14 protein-coding genes are annotated in these 18,308 nt (G+C 50.0%); 3 read left to right on the top strand and 11 right to left on the bottom strand.

What is annotated here, in order from left to right:
* Positions 1 to 12: 12 nt before the first annotated feature.
* The 5 genes from EYB30_RS02150 to pabC all read right to left on the bottom strand — a co-directional run bounded on the left by EYB30_RS02150 (position 13) and on the right by pabC (position 5,523).
* Entirely contained in the window at positions 13 to 1,095 is a 1,083-nt protein-coding gene (locus EYB30_RS02150; protein ID WP_166836564.1) for an acyl-CoA dehydrogenase family protein, read from the bottom strand.
* Between the two features lie 67 nt (positions 1,096 to 1,162).
* Positions 1,163 to 1,492 carry a DMT family transporter gene (locus EYB30_RS02145; RefSeq protein WP_166836562.1) on the bottom strand — a complete coding sequence of 110 codons (330 nt, stop codon included), beginning with the start codon at positions 1,490 to 1,492 and terminating at the stop codon, positions 1,163 to 1,165.
* Between the two features lie 54 nt (positions 1,493 to 1,546).
* Entirely contained in the window at positions 1,547 to 2,914 is a 1,368-nt protein-coding gene (locus EYB30_RS02140) for a condensation domain-containing protein (RefSeq protein ID WP_166836560.1), read from the bottom strand.
* 35 nt (positions 2,915 to 2,949) lie between these two features.
* Positions 2,950 to 4,620 (bottom strand): class I adenylate-forming enzyme family protein, encoded by a 1,671-nt coding sequence (locus tag EYB30_RS02135; RefSeq protein ID WP_166836558.1) that lies wholly within the window; start codon positions 4,618 to 4,620, stop codon positions 2,950 to 2,952.
* 84 nt (positions 4,621 to 4,704) lie between these two features.
* Positions 4,705 to 5,523: an aminodeoxychorismate lyase gene (gene pabC / locus EYB30_RS02130; protein ID WP_166836556.1), complete on the bottom strand. Its 819-nt coding sequence runs from the start codon at positions 5,521 to 5,523 to the stop codon at positions 4,705 to 4,707.
* A 440-nt stretch (positions 5,524 to 5,963) separates the two neighbouring features.
* Between pabC and EYB30_RS02125 the strand changes: the two genes are divergently transcribed.
* The 3 genes from EYB30_RS02125 to EYB30_RS02115 all read left to right on the top strand — a co-directional run bounded on the left by EYB30_RS02125 (position 5,964) and on the right by EYB30_RS02115 (position 9,627).
* Complete coding sequence (locus EYB30_RS02125) at positions 5,964 to 6,401, top strand: hypothetical protein (RefSeq protein ID WP_166836554.1); 438 nt, start codon at positions 5,964 to 5,966, stop codon at positions 6,399 to 6,401.
* Between the two features lie 77 nt (positions 6,402 to 6,478).
* Positions 6,479 to 8,830 carry an efflux RND transporter permease subunit gene (locus EYB30_RS02120; protein WP_166836552.1) on the top strand — a complete coding sequence of 784 codons (2,352 nt, stop codon included), beginning with the start codon at positions 6,479 to 6,481 and terminating at the stop codon, positions 8,828 to 8,830.
* Positions 8,824 to 9,627 carry an outer membrane lipoprotein-sorting protein gene (locus EYB30_RS02115; RefSeq protein WP_166836550.1) on the top strand — a complete coding sequence of 268 codons (804 nt, stop codon included), beginning with the start codon at positions 8,824 to 8,826 and terminating at the stop codon, positions 9,625 to 9,627. The genes EYB30_RS02120 and EYB30_RS02115 overlap by 7 nt, the downstream gene beginning before the upstream one ends.
* 51 nt (positions 9,628 to 9,678) lie before the next feature.
* Here the strand turns inward: EYB30_RS02115 and EYB30_RS02110 are convergent, their stop codons facing one another.
* The 6 genes from EYB30_RS02110 to EYB30_RS02085 form a co-directional block, all read right to left on the bottom strand.
* Entirely contained in the window at positions 9,679 to 10,851 is a 1,173-nt protein-coding gene (locus tag EYB30_RS02110; protein WP_166836548.1) for a hypothetical protein, read from the bottom strand.
* Between the two features lie 306 nt (positions 10,852 to 11,157).
* A complete protein-coding gene (locus EYB30_RS02105; RefSeq protein WP_241697936.1) occupies positions 11,158 to 12,258 on the bottom strand; it encodes a hypothetical protein in 1,101 nt (366 codons plus the stop codon).
* 88 nt (positions 12,259 to 12,346) lie between these two features.
* Positions 12,347 to 12,562 carry a hypothetical protein gene (locus EYB30_RS02100; protein ID WP_166836543.1) on the bottom strand — a complete coding sequence of 72 codons (216 nt, stop codon included), beginning with the start codon at positions 12,560 to 12,562 and terminating at the stop codon, positions 12,347 to 12,349.
* 287 nt (positions 12,563 to 12,849) lie between these two features.
* Positions 12,850 to 13,896 (bottom strand): DUF4785 family immunoglobulin-like domain-containing protein, encoded by a 1,047-nt coding sequence (locus tag EYB30_RS02095; protein WP_166836541.1) that lies wholly within the window; start codon positions 13,894 to 13,896, stop codon positions 12,850 to 12,852.
* Between the two features lie 5 nt (positions 13,897 to 13,901).
* Positions 13,902 to 14,951, bottom strand: a complete 1,050-nt coding sequence (locus EYB30_RS02090; RefSeq protein WP_166836539.1) for a hypothetical protein — start codon at positions 14,949 to 14,951, stop codon at positions 13,902 to 13,904.
* A gap of 369 nt (positions 14,952 to 15,320) precedes the next feature.
* Positions 15,321 to 18,200, bottom strand: coding sequence for an insulinase family protein (locus tag EYB30_RS02085; RefSeq protein WP_166836537.1), 2,880 nt, complete (start codon positions 18,198 to 18,200; stop codon positions 15,321 to 15,323).
* Between the last annotated feature and the right edge of the window lie 108 nt (positions 18,201 to 18,308).

Below are 18,308 nucleotides of genomic sequence, written 5' to 3'. Positions count from 1 at the left end.
GGCCAGCTCTACTTAGTCACTTACCTGGCACAGCACCTGCTGAACCAAATCTACCGACTCATTGCGTGACAACGGGTGAAAGTTCAGGCATTGCGACACCTGTAACAAATACCTGATGTCCTCTTTAGCCAAATACTTCATACCGCCTAGGCTAATCAGCGCCAGACGGTTAGCCCGGTCGATAGCTTGCGCCACCATAGTGCGCACGCTGACACTAAGGGCGACCAGCTCCTCGCTTGGTGCTTGTGCATCAATCAGCGCCGCCGTTCCCTCCAGCGCCAGTGCCGCTGACTCCAGCTCATTGGCTATCTGACTCAGGTCTGTCGCATTGGCCGGCGTACCGGCAAAACACAGCGCTGCCAGCCGCGATGCAACCCCCAGATAGGATGCTGCGATCAGCAGCTGAAAACAGCTAAGCCCACACAGCTCAGTGTTTTCTATTGCCTGTCTGGCTTGTTCCGGGTTTTCCCCCGCCTCCATCAGCACAACATGCTCAGCACTGGCGTGATAGTCGTTAAATACCAGTTCGTTACTACTGGTCGCTGTTAAGATAGTCGCTGGCCAAAATGGCCGTTTGGCGATATTGTCTGCGTGCATATTGTCGACCAACAGTAATCCGCGCGCCGTTGACTCACTGCCATTTGGATTGGCAATACCCACCAGGGCAACGTCAGCTAAGTCGACCATAGTGCATGGCTTTTTGCTGCCGTTAATGACAAAGCCGCCGTTACTCGGCGCGCAGGTGACAGAAGAGCTGAGAATATTGGCACCTGGCCTGGCTTCAGCAAAACCAGAGCAAAATACCAGCCTGTCTCGGGCAACATTGCTAAGCAGCCGATCTTTGCCGGCCAGCGAGCTGTCCATGGCTTTCGACAGGCAGTAGGTGGTGTGATTGTGCATTGTCATCATCACCGCCAGTGATGGGCACAAGCTGCCAACATAACGATGAATGCGCACCGCTGACACCAGATCAGCCGCCGAACCACCTAATTCAGCACTCACTAACAGTCCTGGGTTAGCATGCTGTCGTAAGTAACTGACCAGCTGCCGGCCATCGTCAGCTTCAAGCTCTGTCAGCGTTTTCGCCTTAAGCACCGCTGAGAGTCCTGGTAGGAGCTGCTCAACTGTAGATTTTTCCCGGGCCAGAAACATAACAACTCCTTTAGTGGGTCACAGTTTTAGAGAAGATATTGATCACAAACACACCCAGAATGATCATCGACAAACCCAACACGGCCGGCAGATCGGGCACTTCTTTAAAGGCCACTGCACCAATCAGCGTAATCAGTACAATGCCCAGCCCGGCCCAAATGGCATAGGCGACGCCAACCTGAATTGACGACAGCGCCAGCGACAAGAAGTAAAATGCCGATGCATAGCCCAGTACAACAAAAATAGATGGCGTAAGTTTGGTAAATTCATCCGACATCTTTAACGCCGTGGTACCGATAACCTCAGAACATATCGCTAACGCCAGATATAAAAAGTGCATGTTTTTCTCCTTAATGATTAAATTGATGTTGCTAAAAATTTGTTACCCGCCGGCTTAGGCTATCTTTTCCAGGCCTGTGTCATCAGCGCGATCGGCCGCCGTGTCAGCGGCTGGCTGGCAGATTTGCTGCAGCACCTGGATAAAGGGCGTCATTACCGCCTGTTTAACCGGCTGCGCGAAACAACGTGCGTCATACACCAGCGTAAGTTTCAGCCGGCCTCTGAAAGTGCAGAAGAAAAAGCCCAGCCGAAGCGGGCCCCCTACATTGGGGAAACTGAAAAAGTCGGTCACTTCGGCATCACCAAAGGTGTAGCTGTCAAAGTTAAACACGCCAAGATTAGAAATCAGCATATTGCTTCTTAACTTGTCATCCAGCACTTTGGCGACATATTTGGTTTTTAGCCATTCTGGCAGCAGTAAAAAGGCGCCCACCCACAGCTTTTGCTGGTACCAGTCTTCAAAGATCTTGCCGTGTTTTAAGCCTGAAATATAAGCTGTAATGTCGGCTATTACTTCGTTGTCAGGCTTATCGGTATAAAAGTCTTTGAAGTGGTTAATGCTATAAGCATCGTACGACATGGACACATTCTCAGCGGCAAACTGACGCAATGTCAGTACGTCCAGCAGTTGAAAACCCAGCTTGTCGTCAGCGCCATTAAACTGCTGTTTAAACTTGATCATGGCAAGCACAAACAGTACGTGAACCGAGGTATTGTAGTGCTTAGCTGCGGCTTTAAGCTGCGGTAACAGTTGCGCCGGCAAGGCATCTGTATATATCGAGCGCATGGCGTCGGTTTGCGGCTCAGGCAACGCCAAACCTGAAACTGCGAAGTCCGGCTTGGTCAGAAAAGCCTTAATACCGCGGCAAAAAATGCGCACCCTTGTGCTAAATGGCAACTTGTTCAGATAAACACGACCGACATCGCGGTTTTCAATCTTATGCTCAGTGTCATCCACTGCGCCGCCATGTGTTAAGGCGGTATAGATTTTGGCGATGTCTTTAAACAGTATAAAGCCGGATTGCGCATCTGCCGCGGCGTGATGCGACACACTTTGCAGATAATGCAGGTTATTGCCGGCATCAATCAGGTAAAACCTTACCAGACGCTCTGCCTGATAATCGGCTTGTCGGCACCAGGTATGGCTGGCTATCTTCGCTTTTAGCTCATCATCAGACAAACCGCGGTAATCGCATCGCTCGATCACAATAGGCGTATCGGCCGGCAACGGCTGCCAGTAGTAGCGCAGCAGCTTGCGTTTAATGCAACATCTTAACACCGGCTGTTTGTTAACAGCGATTGTAATGGCCTGCTGAAGCCGGGGAAAATTAATGTCACCGGTCAGCTGGATAATTTCTGCCGAGTGAGAATTCATTAACTTGCCCCACAGAATATAATTCATATTCAGGTGCGTTAGTTTCATTTTTATTGTCCTGTTTACTCGCCTGCCGTTGCGGCTTAGGCCATATCGTGCAAGATTTCATCGCTACGCTGCTGTAGCAGTACCGACACCTCGGTTTTTAATTTTCTTTTCAGTATTTTGCCGGTTAAACCACGGGGGAAATCATTTAAGGTAAACACAAAATGTTTAATGTCTTTGGCCAGCTCACATTGCTTTATTGCAGAGACAATCGCCTGGTAGCTATCCTTACTAACGTCAGAGCGGATCACACAAGCCACAGTAGCGCTGTCGGTGTCGCGTTGCTTAACCCCAAGCACACAGGCATTCAACACGCCCGATACCTTAATGACCTGCTCCTCCAGCACCAGCGAAGAAATGGGCCCGGCGCTGGTTTCAATCAGGTTTACCCCCCTGTCCAGATGATAAAAGCGGCCGCGTTTATCTTTATAAACAATATCACCGGTCCACCACCAGTTATCGTGAAATACACCGAGCATTTTCTCGCTGTTGTTCCAGTAGCCTTTAAACACCGTAGGCCCACTGACCACCAGACGGCCAGGTTGATTTACCGCCACCTCAGTACCGAAGTCGTCAACCACTTTCACCTTCAGGCTATTATTTATCGGCTTGCCCAGGTAACGGCCAAAGCGGTTACTAAAAGACGACACACTGCGCATCAGCGCCGGTACACCGGTTTCCGATGAGCCAAGCAAATCAATAAACAATGACTTAACCACAACCCGGCCGAACAGCCGCAGCAATGCGCCCTTTTGCACAAAAGCGCGCTGATGCACTTCGTAACTGACATCCGCCACCGACACCCACATTTTTATCGTGTCCAGCCGGTAGTTATCCAGGCCCTGGTTATACATTCTGGCGTAGTTGCCGGCAAAGCTGATTAAACAGGTGATGTTGTAGTGATCAATGCTGTCCAGCATGTACTTTGCACTGTATTGCTGTATCAGCCACCAGGTGGTGTCACTGGAAACCAGGGTGACGATAAAGGCACAATGGGATATCCAATGGTTACAGGGCATCGCCAGCAGCATTTTCTCATCATTTGAGGTGAAAATGGCTTTTGAATTGGACAGCAGTACCGCCACCAGGGTGGAATCGGTGTGCACCACGGGTTTAGGGATCCCGGTAGTGCCGGAGGTATGCACTATCAATACCACATCATCTGGGCTTAGGGTAACGGCCGTGAAGTCGTCGCTCTGGTCTTTTGCCGCCTCGGCGATAAAGCAGCCACGCTGATCCAGGTTATGGTTGTCCAGACTCAGGTAGTGTGTGATTTGCGGTGGCGGGAAGCCGTGCGGCCAAATACAGGATTCGGTAATCAGCAGGCTGACGCCGGTTTGCGTTAAATATTCATTCAGTTCGCTTTTGTCAAAACCGCCATTCATCGGTACCGCTATGCCACCCGCCCTGACAATCGCCATAAACCATAAATGGTATTCCATGCTGTTACTGAGCAAAATACCCACCCGCTGATACCGGCTAAGCTGATACTTATGCTTCAGAATATTGCTGTACAGGTTAACCTGCCTGGTTAGCGATTGCGCAGAAAACACAGCTTGCTTAGCCGGTTCGTGTTCAGACAACTGGAAAAAGATATTTTTGTCGCCGTGCAATTCGCTGGCGACATCTAACAGACCAGAGACACTTAGGCGTTGTTTGCGCTTTAACAGCAGTTGTTTTATCGTTGCTAAATTGTCGTGATAGGACATTTTGCCTCCGGAATATCAGCAATTATGTTGAATTTATCGGTATATCTACAGCACAGTAAGTCGTTACTACTGATGTTAATTAGCTTAAGCATCGGCATCCTGCAGCCGTTTCGCCACCAGCCCGGTTAGCAGAGGGCTAACAGGAAACACGGTATTATCAATCTGTGACAACGGCATGACGCCCAATAGTGCGTTGCAAATTGCCACTGAATCCGCCGCCAGTAACTCTGCCGCGGTAATATCTTTAACGCAGACCGGCAGGTGCTCAGCGTGCAGGGTCTCAATGACTTTTCGCCGCATTACGCCGCAGACACCCGCTCTGCTAAGTTGCGGGGTATACAGTACGCCCTGTTTTTCAATCAGAATATTTGACATAGTTCCTTCAATCACAAAGCCAGCGTCATCAAGCATAATGCCTTCACGGATCAGCGGATCGCGCCATTCCGCACGGGCCAGCACTTGCTCCAGCCGGTTTAAATGTTTAATGCCAGCCAGCTTTGCATTGTGCGACAAGCGGGTTTGGCAAATAATCGCCCGCACACCCTGCTGATAATCGCGGGCATCAACCCGGTACTCTGGCGCTGACATCACAATCACCGTTGGCGTTTCGGTCCCGCTATAAGCATAACCACGCTGGCCGCGGCCCCGGGTAACCAGTAGCTTTAGCACCAGGTTTGCACCGCTGTTGTTAATCACCGTATCGACATCGCGGCGCAGTGCCGCCAGATCCGGTAGCGGTATCTGTAATCTGTTACAACCGTTGCATAATCGCTCGATATGCATCTGCCACAACTTAGGCCGGCCGTTCTGTACCTTTAGCGTTTCGAACAAGCCATCGCCGTAGCTAAGACCACGGTCTGTCACGTCGATCTGACTGTGCTGCTGTCCATTTACAATGATCATCAAGCGTCTCTGAAGCCAGGGTTATTTACTTAGGCGCCCACTGTTAGCCATATTTGGCAGCAAGAGCCCGCACCACAGTGGAAGCTATCGTTAAGTTGGCTGTGTGCGGGTGATATTTTTAGCCGCGTGTTACTGCTGAACAGCCACCGGTCAGCGATACTAAGCCGATAAAATAACCAAGTCAACATGTTATTTTAGCGTTAAAATAATCACTACAAAACTGCCGAAACAGTGACTATGTCTGCCGACATCTCACGCGTGAGATGTCTATTATGACAACATTTATTGCGGAAAGCCCCGTTATTACTGGCATTGGCAATAACTTATCAGCGTATGAAAGCGGTTACCATGGCTTCAGCCAGGCACACAAGGTATTTACAATAACTTAACGGCTAAGGTAGTATAAATCGCCACTTCGCCAACCTAAGGTCACTGATACTATGGATATCAACAACAAGTATGAGACCGTCCACACCCATAATCTGGTCAGATTTGAGCACACTGCTTTGCTGCTGGTTATGGCCTGGGTCGCTGCTATTAATTATCAACATATCAACTGGTATTTATTCAACGCGCTGTTTTGGGGGATTGATCTTATCGGATTTTATCCTGGCATTCTTTACTATAAATACGTCAGCAAGAATGTGCCTAAAATATTTTATTTAATCTACAACATCTCGCATAGCTACTTAACCTGGATCGTTTTTTCTTTAATTTGGGTTTACTTCTACGGCCCGGATTACGTTCTGCTGGCGCCCTGGATACACCTGATGGCAGACCGCGGCATCTTTGGCAATACCCTTAAGGCGTATCATGTTGCATTCAATATTGAAAAGAACAAACATTTCGCCGATTTTGAAAGAATAATATACAAATAGCAGCACAACCGGTTAGGTGCCACAGATTATTTAAGGTTTAAATCATATGACAACATTGAAATTGGAGACGATTAAAGATGCGCGATTTTATACTTAGGAGCGGGGTCTACCGACCTGTCACCACGTTGCTACTCTGTTTAGCCGTGATTATCGCCGCCAGCTGGGGCGCCGGATTGCTGGTGTTCAAAGGCGACAGCAGAGTGTTTTTTGCTCCCGACAACCCACAGTTACAAGCCTTTGATCAGATGGAGGCGGTGTATGCTAAAAGCGACAATGTCGCTTTTTTATTAGTGCCTGAAAACGGTGATATCTTCACGAAAGAGAATCTCGCGCTGATCCATGAACTTACTGAGCGCGCCTGGCAAATCCCCTACGCCAGCCGGGTCGACTCGCTGAGCAATTATCAGCATAGCTTTGCCAACGGCGACGAACTGGTGGTCGGCGATCTGGTGCCCGATCCCAGCGTTTTAGACCAGCCTGCGCTGGAGCAGTTGCGGACGCTAAGCTTGAATGAGCCGTTGCTGGTAAAACGGTTAATTTCGACGCAAGGCCATGTCAGCCTGATCAATGTGACATTGCAAAAGCAAGGCGTTGACCCTGAACAGGAACTGACAGACATTAGCCAGTACGCGCGTAGCCTGCAACAAGAGCTGCAGCAGCGCTATCCTGACGTTGGCATTCATCTGACCGGTTTATTGATGATGGATGTGGCCTTTGTTGAGGCAGCACTTGAAGATAACGAAGTGTTAGTGCCGCTGATGTTTGTGGTGGTGTTTCTGGCAATAGGCCTGCTGCTTAAAACTGTGACCGGCTCTGTCGCAGCACTCGTTATTGCTGTCGCCGCTATTACGGTCACGTTAGGTGTCGCCGGCTGGCTCGGCATTTACCTTACGCCACCATCTGCCGCCGCGCCCATTATGATCCTGACCATCGTTGTGGCTGACTGCGTGCATATACTCAGCGGTATGTTTCATGAAATGCGCCAGGGGGTAACACGGCATCAGGCACTGTATAACAGTATCAAACATAATTTTAAGCCGATCTTCCTTACCAGTGCCACTACCGCATTGGGCTTTTTAAGCATGAACTTTTCCGATGTACCGCCGTTTCAGGATCTCGGTAACATGGTGGCCTTTGGTGTGATGGCGGCCTTTGTGCTGTCTGTTACGCTGTTTCCGGCACTGCTGGCGTTGTTGCCGGTTAAGGTTTCCACTCAGACCGATTATCAGGGGTCGCCGTTAATGGCAGGAATTAGCCGTTTTGTGCTGACGCATCATCGCCGCTTACTTCCCGGTTCAGTCATCGTAATGGCAGCTATGCTGTTATTCATTACCCAGAATGAGTTGAATGATAAGTATGTCGAGTTTTTTGACCAGTCGGTGCCGTTCAGGGCTGCCACAGAATTGATGGAACAAGAGCTCAGTGGCGTCGATTCACTGGAGTTTTCTATTGAAACCGGCATAGCCGGCGGTATCCACAACCCAAAAACGATTGCGGCGATTGCGGATTTTAGCGACTGGTTACGCACCCAGCCGGAAGTCGACCACGTTAATACCATTACGGACATCTTTAAGCGCTTGAACAAGAACATGCACGGCGATGACCCGGCCTGGTACAAACTACCCGACAGCGAAGAGCTAGCCGCACAGTATTTGCTGCTATACGAAATGTCACTGCCGATGGGGCTGGATTTAAACAACCAGGTTAATGTCGATAAGTCTGCCAGCCGCATTATTGTTACGCTGAAAAACCTGCCGACCTATCAATTGCTGGAGTTTGAACAACGCGCCTCTGACTGGTTTGCCAACCAGTACCCCAACCTACAGCTAAATGCCGCCAGTATCTCGCTGATGTTTGCCCATGTCAGCAAGAAGAACATCGACAGCATGCTGTTTGGCTCGGTTATCGCATTGATATTGATCTCGCCCATTTTAGGCCTGGCACTGCGCTCGGCTAAGTACGGGGTGCTGAGTTTATTGCCGAACCTATTACCGGCCGGTATTGCGTTTGGCGTCTGGGGCTTGTTATCCGGCGAAGTTGGCCTGGGGTTATCCGTCGTTATCGGCACCACCCTGGGTATAGTGGTCGACGACACCGTGCACTTTATCAACAAGTATCTGTATGCGCGGCGGCAGCGCCAGATGTCGCCACAAGGTGCTATCCAGTATACCTTTCAAAGCGTTGGGCCGGCATTGTGGCTGACCTCTTTTATCCTGATCGCCGGTTTTTTAATCATGGCGTTATCAACATATCGGGTAAATGCCGAAATGGGCCTTATGACAGCAATGACCATTGCTATTGCCCTGATCGTGGACTTTTTATTCCTGCCGTCATTGCTGCTTGCCACCGATAAAGCCGCAGTAGCATCGCAGCCGGATGCAGAGATCCAAAACCCTGAGACAGCTATTAAGGAGAAGTTAACATGTTAACATCGAGAATCTATGCCATTTTTGCGGCGCTGCTGCTCGTTAGCAGCAGCGGCTATAGTACCGAAAACAGTGGCTTATCCGCCGAAGAAATTGGTCTTAACATTGCGGTGAAGGCCAAACAGCAAGACAGGGGCTGGGGCGACAGCCAGGCCGATATGACGATGATACTACGCAATAAGAATGGCCAGGAAAGTCAGCGCCTTATCCGCACCAGCAATTTGGAAGTGCAGAATGACGGCGACAAAAGCCTGGTGATCTTTGACGAGCCCAGAGATGTTCAGGGCACGGCCTTTCTTAACCATGCTCATCCGCTGGGGCCGGATGATCAATGGCTATACCTACCAGCACTGAAACGTGTAAAACGTATTTCATCACAAAACACCTCGGGGCCTTTTATGGGCAGCGAGTTTGCCTATGAGGATATGTCATCCTTTGAGGTAGAAAAATACAGCTATAAGTACTTGCGGGATGAAACGCTAAATGGGCACGACTGCACGGTCTCTGAATATTATCCGGTGGACAAATTTTCAGGCTATACGCGTCAGGTTGTCTGGCTGGATAAAACCATGTATCAGCCGGTAAAAATAGAGTTTTATGATCGCCGCAACAGCCTGCTCAAAACCCTGATCGCCAAAGACTACCAGCAGCATCAGGGCAAGTACTGGCGCCCGGCTTATATGAAAATGACCAATAACACCAATGGCAAGAGTACGGTGCTCTTAGTCAAGAATTATCGCTTTGGCACCGGTCTGACGGAACAGGACTTTAACCAGACGGCGCTAAGACGCGTGCGCTAACGCGTCAGGTTTGCATGTCTGCGCCCTGCAACGGCAGGGCGCAGATACGCCCTAGAAATAGTAATCCAGGCTAATGGCAACGTAATCGTCCTGACGCAAGCTATACAGCAACTCATTAGGCTCACGGCCGGCAAAGGTTCTGACGTCCAGCGTTAGTGTCCAGGCCTCACCCAAACGGCGGCTACCTTCAATAAAACCCATCGCCGATGCCTGATGAGCTAAGTCCTGCACATAGCCAAACAATATCTCTGTACCCTGCATATCATTAAAAGCCAGCCGCATACCAAAAAACAGATCGTTCTGCAGTAGTGTCGTCGCCTCGTCATTGCGAGAATCACGGCTGTATTCTAACAGCAGCCCCATGTCAGCAACGCTATTAAACACCCCGGTGACGGTATATTCGAACCCTGTGGTAACCGCGGCAAAATCGGTCACCGAGTCCTGGCGTGAGATAGTTTCCAGTTTTAACAGCCAGTCTCCGAGCGTCGCCTGCACATCCAGACCGAATTGCTGCATTTGGTCATAATAAGGCCGGCCTGTATCTGTTGTACCCTCTACTGGCAAGATCTGTGGCTCTCTGTTGGTGCCGTTAAACCAGCTGACGCCAACATCGAATGCGTTAATGGTGTGGCTGTAGCGCAGTGCATAATCCACATGGTTCTGCTGTGCTGCAGACTCAAATAGTGCACTGTGTTTATCAATCAGCACCGGCCCCTGCAGACGGCCATTTTTTCCGGCAAAAATACGCTCACGAAAGCCGGGTAAGACAAAGGCATCCAACACTCCCCAATCCCGCACCAGCGTGCCATGCAACATGGCCTGGCCTAACTTGTGCTCACCATCTATTGATTCAGCTAAATTGGTTTGGTTGATGATATCCACCAGATGATTAGACTCTGTCACGCCCCAAAACACCTTGCCAATACCAGCTCTGAACTCCCAGTCTGCTGCCACGTGCAGCCACAGTGCCTCCTGAACATCGACATAAGAACGTTGATTGTCCAAGTTGTCATAGCGGCCCGCTAGCGTTAGCGCAAAACTATTTGTCTGCGTGCTATCTTCCCAGTACAGTTCAGTCTCGGCGGCGATCGAGTTTTGCCATTGGCCATCCTGGGTAAACAGCCGGCTTTGTGCGCCAACCTGAGCGGAAATATCAACGGCCTGAGCAAAACATGGTGGTAGTAACAATATGGCAAGCAACAGTACTCTGTCGGTGTAGTTCATAGTAGTTTAAGACCCTAATAGTGATTCAGCGCGATGTCGTTGCAACATCCCTTAGCGTAATGCATTGGTAAAGTGACTAAACGCAGCAAACTGGCATTATCAGCTGCTTAGCCGCAGCACAGCAGGAGCCCCACTGGGTTGCGCCCGACGCCGCCAAATGTTCACATTTTTATTTCTTTTGGTCAACCTTTTAAAAACACCAACCGACACCGCGGCTTGCGTTGTCGTGGTGCAACCGGCCGTGTTTTGCGCTGTGCGCTGCAAAAGCTGACGCGGCAGCAGCGCGGGGGGACTTACTGCAGGGTACTACGGCTGTAGTTCATAGCGGGCTTTTAAGAAACTGACAACACGTTCAAAAGCATCATTGACTGCCTTGGGCTGCGTCCAGTCAACCTGCTGCCAGTCGACACCGGTGTCCATTGCCAACAAATTTTCTGTCAGTATTATTTTCACCAGTTCAGCGGATTCAACTGTGCCCAGCCGGTAGCGCTTTTTTTTCGGCGCCTCGTCGTCAACAGTGACGTTATTGAGGATATTTTTTAATTGCTTATTAATCGTCCTTTTTTGCTCAACGCTTAATATGCTCTGGCCGCTGTTTTTGCGAACTTTCTGCTCTTCATTAACAACCATTTTCTTCATCGCGATAAACGACGTGCTGTTACCGCTTTGGTAGGCTTCCAGCACGGCCGGATAACGCGTTAACACGTTATAGTTGTCAAAAGCGCCCATGGAGATGCCTAACAAACTGGCAATCTCGCGCACAGTCAGGCTTTTACCTTCGGTTCTTTGCCGCATACTGCTTAGGGTGTCCAGCTCCAGCATCGCTTCCTGGAACGCCTGTAGCTTACCATACTTGGGCAAGTCTTCCCGACTGGCGTTCTCCTGGAACTGTTTGGTGCGCGGTAAAGACGGCTTACTGTGGTATACCTTAAAATGTGCGGCGCCATCTATACCATGGGTATACACCATAGCGAAAAAGCGCCGGTGCCCGGTAAGGATCTGAAAACTGCCATCGTCCAGCGGGTAAATGGTGGGTACCTGGATCAGCTCAGACACTGACACGTTGGCTGCTAATTCAATAATGGACGCTATGGTTTCATTGGCTTTTTTCCATTCTACCGTATCGCGGCTGAAGCAATTTACAATACAGGCTTTACCAATAACCACTCTGTCGATGCAGTCCAGCCGTTCTATCAGTTGCGATTTGCTTAAACGTTTAGTCGCGATTTGATAGGCCAGTTGGTCTGGCACGACTACGGCAGGGAAAAACCGGGCATTTTTCTTATCTGCGTGAATACGATTCAGAAAAATAGATTTGTATTCGTAAGGTTGTTCAGTCAGGATCCTGGAGAAATCCCCCCGGTTTAACTCGGCACTTAGTTGCTGCTCCAACGATGGCTGGCTCAATACATTTCTCCAAATACTGCAACACTGCATGCTGTTATTTTAGAGTTAATATTCTTCAGCAGCAAGCCAACAACGCTAAGCAAAACCGTTAATGTACATTGACTGAATTTTTTTCAGTACTGGGTGTTTTTAGCACCCCCAGCTCAAACAGCTTAAGATAAACATTCTCGTCGTTGAGATAATCATTTAGTACCAGTTGCGGTTCAATGTGGATACCTTCCAAGCCATCTTGCCGCCCCTGCACATACCCATCTTTGTATATCTCATGGAGTAATTTTAATAGCCTGTCCATTTCATTCATCATGATTACGCCACCTTAGATAAAACTGTACAAAATAACCGACATAGCCAAACATGGCCGGCGCGCTCTGAACAAACCACGGCGTGAGAGCCAGCAGAAGCTGGCCGCCCGGCAAGCCCAGACCGTGAATTTATCACATCAGATAACGAAAACAGCATGACAAACTGATGATATATTTATGTTAAAGATATCAATTCAACGTTATAGGAACAGCAAAAAAAATGAATTAAAGGCCTGAAGTGCAGCGCCAGGCCAACCCCCCTTTTCGCCCGTTTGCGCTGCGATAACCGCTACTGCCCGGCCATTTGCTGTAAAAACTGCAGCCGTTGCCGCTCCTGTTCGTCTGGCTGCCAGGGTTCGTCGCTCAGCTGGCTCAGCGAGAAGCGCTCCAACGCATACTCGGCTTTTTCACTGTCGCCATAGCGGCTTAGCTCACCCGGTACCGCCGGACGTTTTTCCAGCACAAAACTGCCTAAAATATAAGGGCCACTGTTATTACGCAGTACCGCTTTAAAAGCACGCAAAGTGATCTCTTGCTGGCCGCTGTCCAGCTTAGCGGTTGCGCTAAGCAATGCCAGTGGCTGGCGCTGCTCGGTATATAAATTAGCGCGCAGTCGGTAAAAGCCGGCCTGCTTCACTTCTAACTGCACGGGTATTTGCATGTCGGTACCGCCCCCTATACTGTCAGACACACCGGTGATCGTCGCTACCGGGTTGTAGTATTCAATACCCGTTTTTAACACCTGTGTCTGGCCATTAGCGCTAAAGCTAACCCGCACTTCAACGCTACCATTCCAATTCACGTCCGGCGGCACTGTGGCACTGTAACGTTGCGGCGTGCCTTGCATTTCCACCTGCTCGCTATTTTGCATGTCATGCTCTGCGACCAGCTGCACATTGACATCAAATACCGGTAAGCCGGTGATCTCCAGTGTTACAGGTACGGCTTCTGGATAGCTAAAACGATACTTTGGCAGCACAATTGCGGCACTGGCACCACCTGCTAGAGGTACGCTTTGCACAATGTAGCGGTTTGGATTAAGTAAATGCGCGTCATCAGCGCTAAGCGGCCGTGAATAAGGCGGCAGTTCAAGTTCGGCAGCATAGGCGCTGGCCAGCAACTTAAAACTGTCACTCACCGGCTCGGGAATTTTCTCTGTGACGCTTAACTGCTGTGGTGTTGTGTCGGGCGTGGCTGCAGCAGGTTTAGCTGCTGAAACAGCCGGCAGCTTAGGCGGCTCAGATGATGTTACGGACTGCTTTGCCGGCGCTGGCCAAAGCAGCCATAAGCCGGCCAGCAAGGCTGGCAGGCTTAGTATTAGCAGCGTTTTCTTCATTACGCTTAGTTCGCTGCCTGGTACACCAGTGCTGACATACTGGTGTTATTCGAGTTACGCACCACACGATAGCGTGAGCTGAAAATCCACCAACCGCGCGTCTCATCATAGGTACTGAACTGCAACCTGTCACCGTTAAGGTAATTTGCCCCACTGTTAGCAGCGGTCACTTCGTCAGCAGCGCTGTTGGCAATCACATCGCTGTGGCTATAGCCTTCACTCATTAACATAGGGTAATGATACGGCATAAAGCCGGACGGGCCACTTACCGAGGTCAGCTTGCCATCAAAGGCAACACTGCGTGAACAGCTGTTAAAGCTGGCGGCACTGGCGGCACCACAGCTGGAGTGACTGGCGACAACACCATCGTCTTCACCGGGTAAAAAGGCGCCGGTGGCCCCCAGGAAATCGGACCCGGCACCGACAAAGCGTAAACGCGGCACCCGCTCGTCCGGAAATGCGGCTAACTGACGGGCAGTATTCACGCGTAAATCATTCAGCACGCCTACGGTAGTGGGTGTCGGAATTTCTCCCAGCCATAACGACAGTGCCAAACGCAAGGTTGCGTCAATCAGGCCTGAACCGCCGGCCACGTTAACGGCCAGATCAGCCAACTCTACACCACCGCCGGCACCGGCAAAGTCAAAGCTGGCGACGATATTCAGCGGTTGCAGGCCAGCGTTTTGCAGCCACAGCGCTTGGTTGTCAATAATGTAGCGGGTAACTAAATCACCGGTGGAATGCGAGACAAAGATACAGCCATTAGCGCAGGTGCCACTGCGTGACATTTGTTGCAGCTTAGGCCAGACATAATCAGTGGCAATTTTACCGGCAACACGTTCCTGTGACGGCCAGTCGATGCGCACGTCAGCGCGATCGCGCCAGTATTCGGCCCAGTAGGCAGCGCCATTTGCCGTTACCTGGCTGCCGGTAGGCCGGCTGGCCAGGTTGTCTGGTTGAAAGCCATGTACCAGTACCACAGGGTAGCCACCAACGCCAGCCTGCGAGCCAAAGCTCAACAGGCCTGCCAAGAGTAGCAGGGTAGATTTCTTCATTGGGTTGTCCTCGTCTTTTTCTCTGCTGAATCAAAATTCTTGCTGAGATTTTTAATTATTATTTTGTCGTCTCTTCCGTGTGACTGGTTACAACTCCACCAACAAGATAGACCAGTTCATTTCGATTGCAATACGTCAAATCTACGCTGGTCTGGCATGGCATGGTGAAAGAACACGCAGCGCGTTTTAATTTCCTAATAACGTGAAAAATGTGAATGCTGCGGTGAGTTAACAGCAGGTACTTGTCGACGTTTTAAACACTGTCGGCGGGAATTACCAACGTTTAAAGTGATTACTCCAACTATTTTGCACTTTTTTCCTGCCAATAAAAAACGCAGCCGAAGCTGCGTTTTTAAATTTATACTGAGGTTATTGTCGTTTCATCTGCTGATGAAAAGCGGCGACATCATCCACTTTAATCTGACCGGGTAAATCGGCAAACGGCTGCGCTTTAAATTTAGTGCCACGCATTTGCACCGAAATGCGGGCGGCGTTGTCGTTTAGCATGGTTTCACGATAAAACGCCTTTACATCGGCCAACGTAACCTGCTCCACCGCGGCAATCAGTTGCTGTTTGCTATCGAAGCTAAAGCGTTCACGATACCAGTCAGTGATCAGCGGTCCGACTTCCTCGCGTAAGTTTTTTGCCGGCTCTTTCAGACTAATTAAGGTGCTGGCTTTTAGCTTGGCAAACTCGTCTTCAGATAACTTATCCAACTCAGCGGCATATTGCTGCTTAAAGCTGTCAAAACGTGCCTGCATATCCGCCACACTTTTAACCGGCGTTTGAATATAGATGGCAAAGCCGACGTAATCCTCCAGTTGCATAGAGGTACCGCCAACAGCATAAGCCAACTGCTCTTCAGTACGCAGTTTATCAAAGGCAATATTGCTAAAATGGCTGCGCAGCACTGTCGCACGGGCCAGCTGCGTGTAGCTGGCTTCAGCGTGAATATGCGCATCTATCAGCGCCACGTCGGCAACATCGATATCCTTTTGCACCACCAGGGTTTTACCCGGAGACGGTTGCCAGAATGCCGTGCGGCTGTAAGGCGTTGAACTGCGCTTAGCCGGCAAAGCAACCGCCACTTTGCTGACAACCTGCTCAAGCGCAGGCTTATCGTAGTTGCCAAAGGCAAAAATGCGCAATTGGTTATTCGCCAGCAAGGTGTCAACTATCGTATGCAGCTCAGCCAGCGTCAGGCTCTGCGCTGCGTTAACCAACGCATCCGTGTCATAGCTGCCGCTGCGAACCAGGTTGTTATAGGCCATAAAAGCCTGCTGGAACGGGAACTGCTTCCCCTGATTTTGTACGTTGCGAATAAAGCGGTCTTTCGCCTGAGCAAAGCCCTGCTCGTCACTGCTGATGCGCAAGCCCGCCAGCGCCTGCTGCAGCAATTCTGGCTGCTTGTCAGTAAAACCGGCCACGCTGAGTACCAGGCCATTACTATCACGCAAGCTTAGCTGCATACCGGCAATATCGGCTTCTGTCGCCAGCGCGCTGTGCTGCAGGTTGTACAAATCACGCCACAGCGCTAACGCTACCTTAGCTTTAACCTGTTGCTGTGGCGCATCGCTGTTAATTAAAATTTCCAGCACACCGCGTGGCTGGCTGGCAAACTGCTGACTGGGGTACAACCAGGCACTGATACCATCGCGCTGCACTACCAGCTCGGGTTTTTGCTGTGCCTGGGGGGCTTTCAGGGCGAAGTTTTCTGGCAGCATACGGTTTACCGCCGGTAAACTCAGCGCCAGTTGCGGGCTTTGTTGCCAGCTTTGTTGCTCTTCCAGGCTAATGTCGGCAATTTTGTATTTACCATCATAAAAATGCAGACTGCTGTCATGCGGCTCTTGTTTGCTGATATACCAAACCCGCAGCCGCTCGGGTGTTAACTGCGCCAGCACATCGTTAATCGCCGCGGCGTCAAAACGCTGGTAATAGAAGGGCGCATTAATGGCATGGCGGGCTGGCACTTTTTGCATGGCATCCGCCAGGTTAGACACATAGCCAAACTCATCGCCCTTTTCAAGAAAACGGAACTGATTGTTCAGACTGGTTTGTATTTCACTAAAGTACTTGCTATCAACCCCCTGCTGCTTTACCAGCTCAAGGTACTGCATTAAGGTGGCCACTATACCTTCGCGTGCCTGCATACCGGCGTCGGTCAGCTCAATATCAATGCTAAGCGAACCATAGTTGCCGTATAAGTCGGGCGTTGCGCTGGCATTTAACGTTGAGATTAACCCCATCGCTTTTAGCTGATATGCCGGCGTGCCCGGCATTTCTGAGCCCAACAGATAGGTGATAAACTCATTTGGTTTAACGGCAAACTGTGCGCTGTTATTGCTAATGGTGAAATCCAGTTTCAGCTGTTTCACATCCTGATTTGGCACATAATGAATGCGTTTAGCACCTAACCGGCTAAAGTCCGGTGTGTCAGTAACAGCAGGTTTGGCGATATTTTTATTTTCAATGCTGGCAAAGTGTTTTACTGCCAGTTGTTCCATCTCGGCCAGTGGCAAGTTGCTTAGCAACACGGCTTTCATAATGTTGGCCGAATAGTATTGGTTATAAAAGGCAACGGTTTCAGCGTGCAGTTTACTGTCTGCTTTATCGCCTAAAGTTTCCAGGTTACCAATCAAAAACCGGTTAGCCGGATGGCTGCCCAGCATATTACGCGCTAGTTTGTACTGGCCAAAAAAGTCCATTTCGCGGCGCATAGACCACTCCGCATTAACAGCATTTTTCTCTTTCTCGGTGTATTCCGGATACAGCTTTGGGGCTTTGAAAAAGTCAGAGAAACGATCCAGCGCTTCGTCATAGGCATTATTGTTCACTTTGAACATATAGTTGGTAATGTCGAGCCAGGTATAAGCATTCTGTGCGCCGCCATTGGCGGTCATAAAGGCGCTGTAATCGTTAGTATCCGGGTAACGCTCGGTGCCTAAAAACAGCATATGCTCTAAATAATGCGCCATGCCTTGCTGGCTCATAGGATCTTGCAGTAAGCCCACGCCAACACTGAGCGCCGCTGCCGATTTTTCCGCTAATGGGTCAGACACCAGCATCACTTCCAGCTTGTTGGGCAACAGCAGCGTTTTATAAGCACGCTTATCATTTGGGCTGGCGACAACCTGGCCTTGCAATTGTTGCAGCGCGGCCTGAGCATCCACACTGGCACTGCGCTCGATAGCACAACCGGTCAGCACCGCTAACGCTACTGCACTTATTACAAAGAGTTTTTTCATTTTTGACTACCTGCAGAGACAAAATTGCTATGTTTTCATTACGGCTAATGTAATGAAAGGGCTGGGCTGAGACCAGTAAGACAGGTAAAAGGATTGTAATAAAATGTG

The organism is Rheinheimera pleomorphica (genome assembly GCF_011634895.1).
Lineage (GTDB): Bacteria > Pseudomonadota > Gammaproteobacteria > Enterobacterales > Alteromonadaceae > Alishewanella > Alishewanella pleomorphica.
The sequence above is the reverse complement of the archived record's forward strand: the minus strand, read 5'-3'. Positions and strand labels throughout refer to the sequence as shown.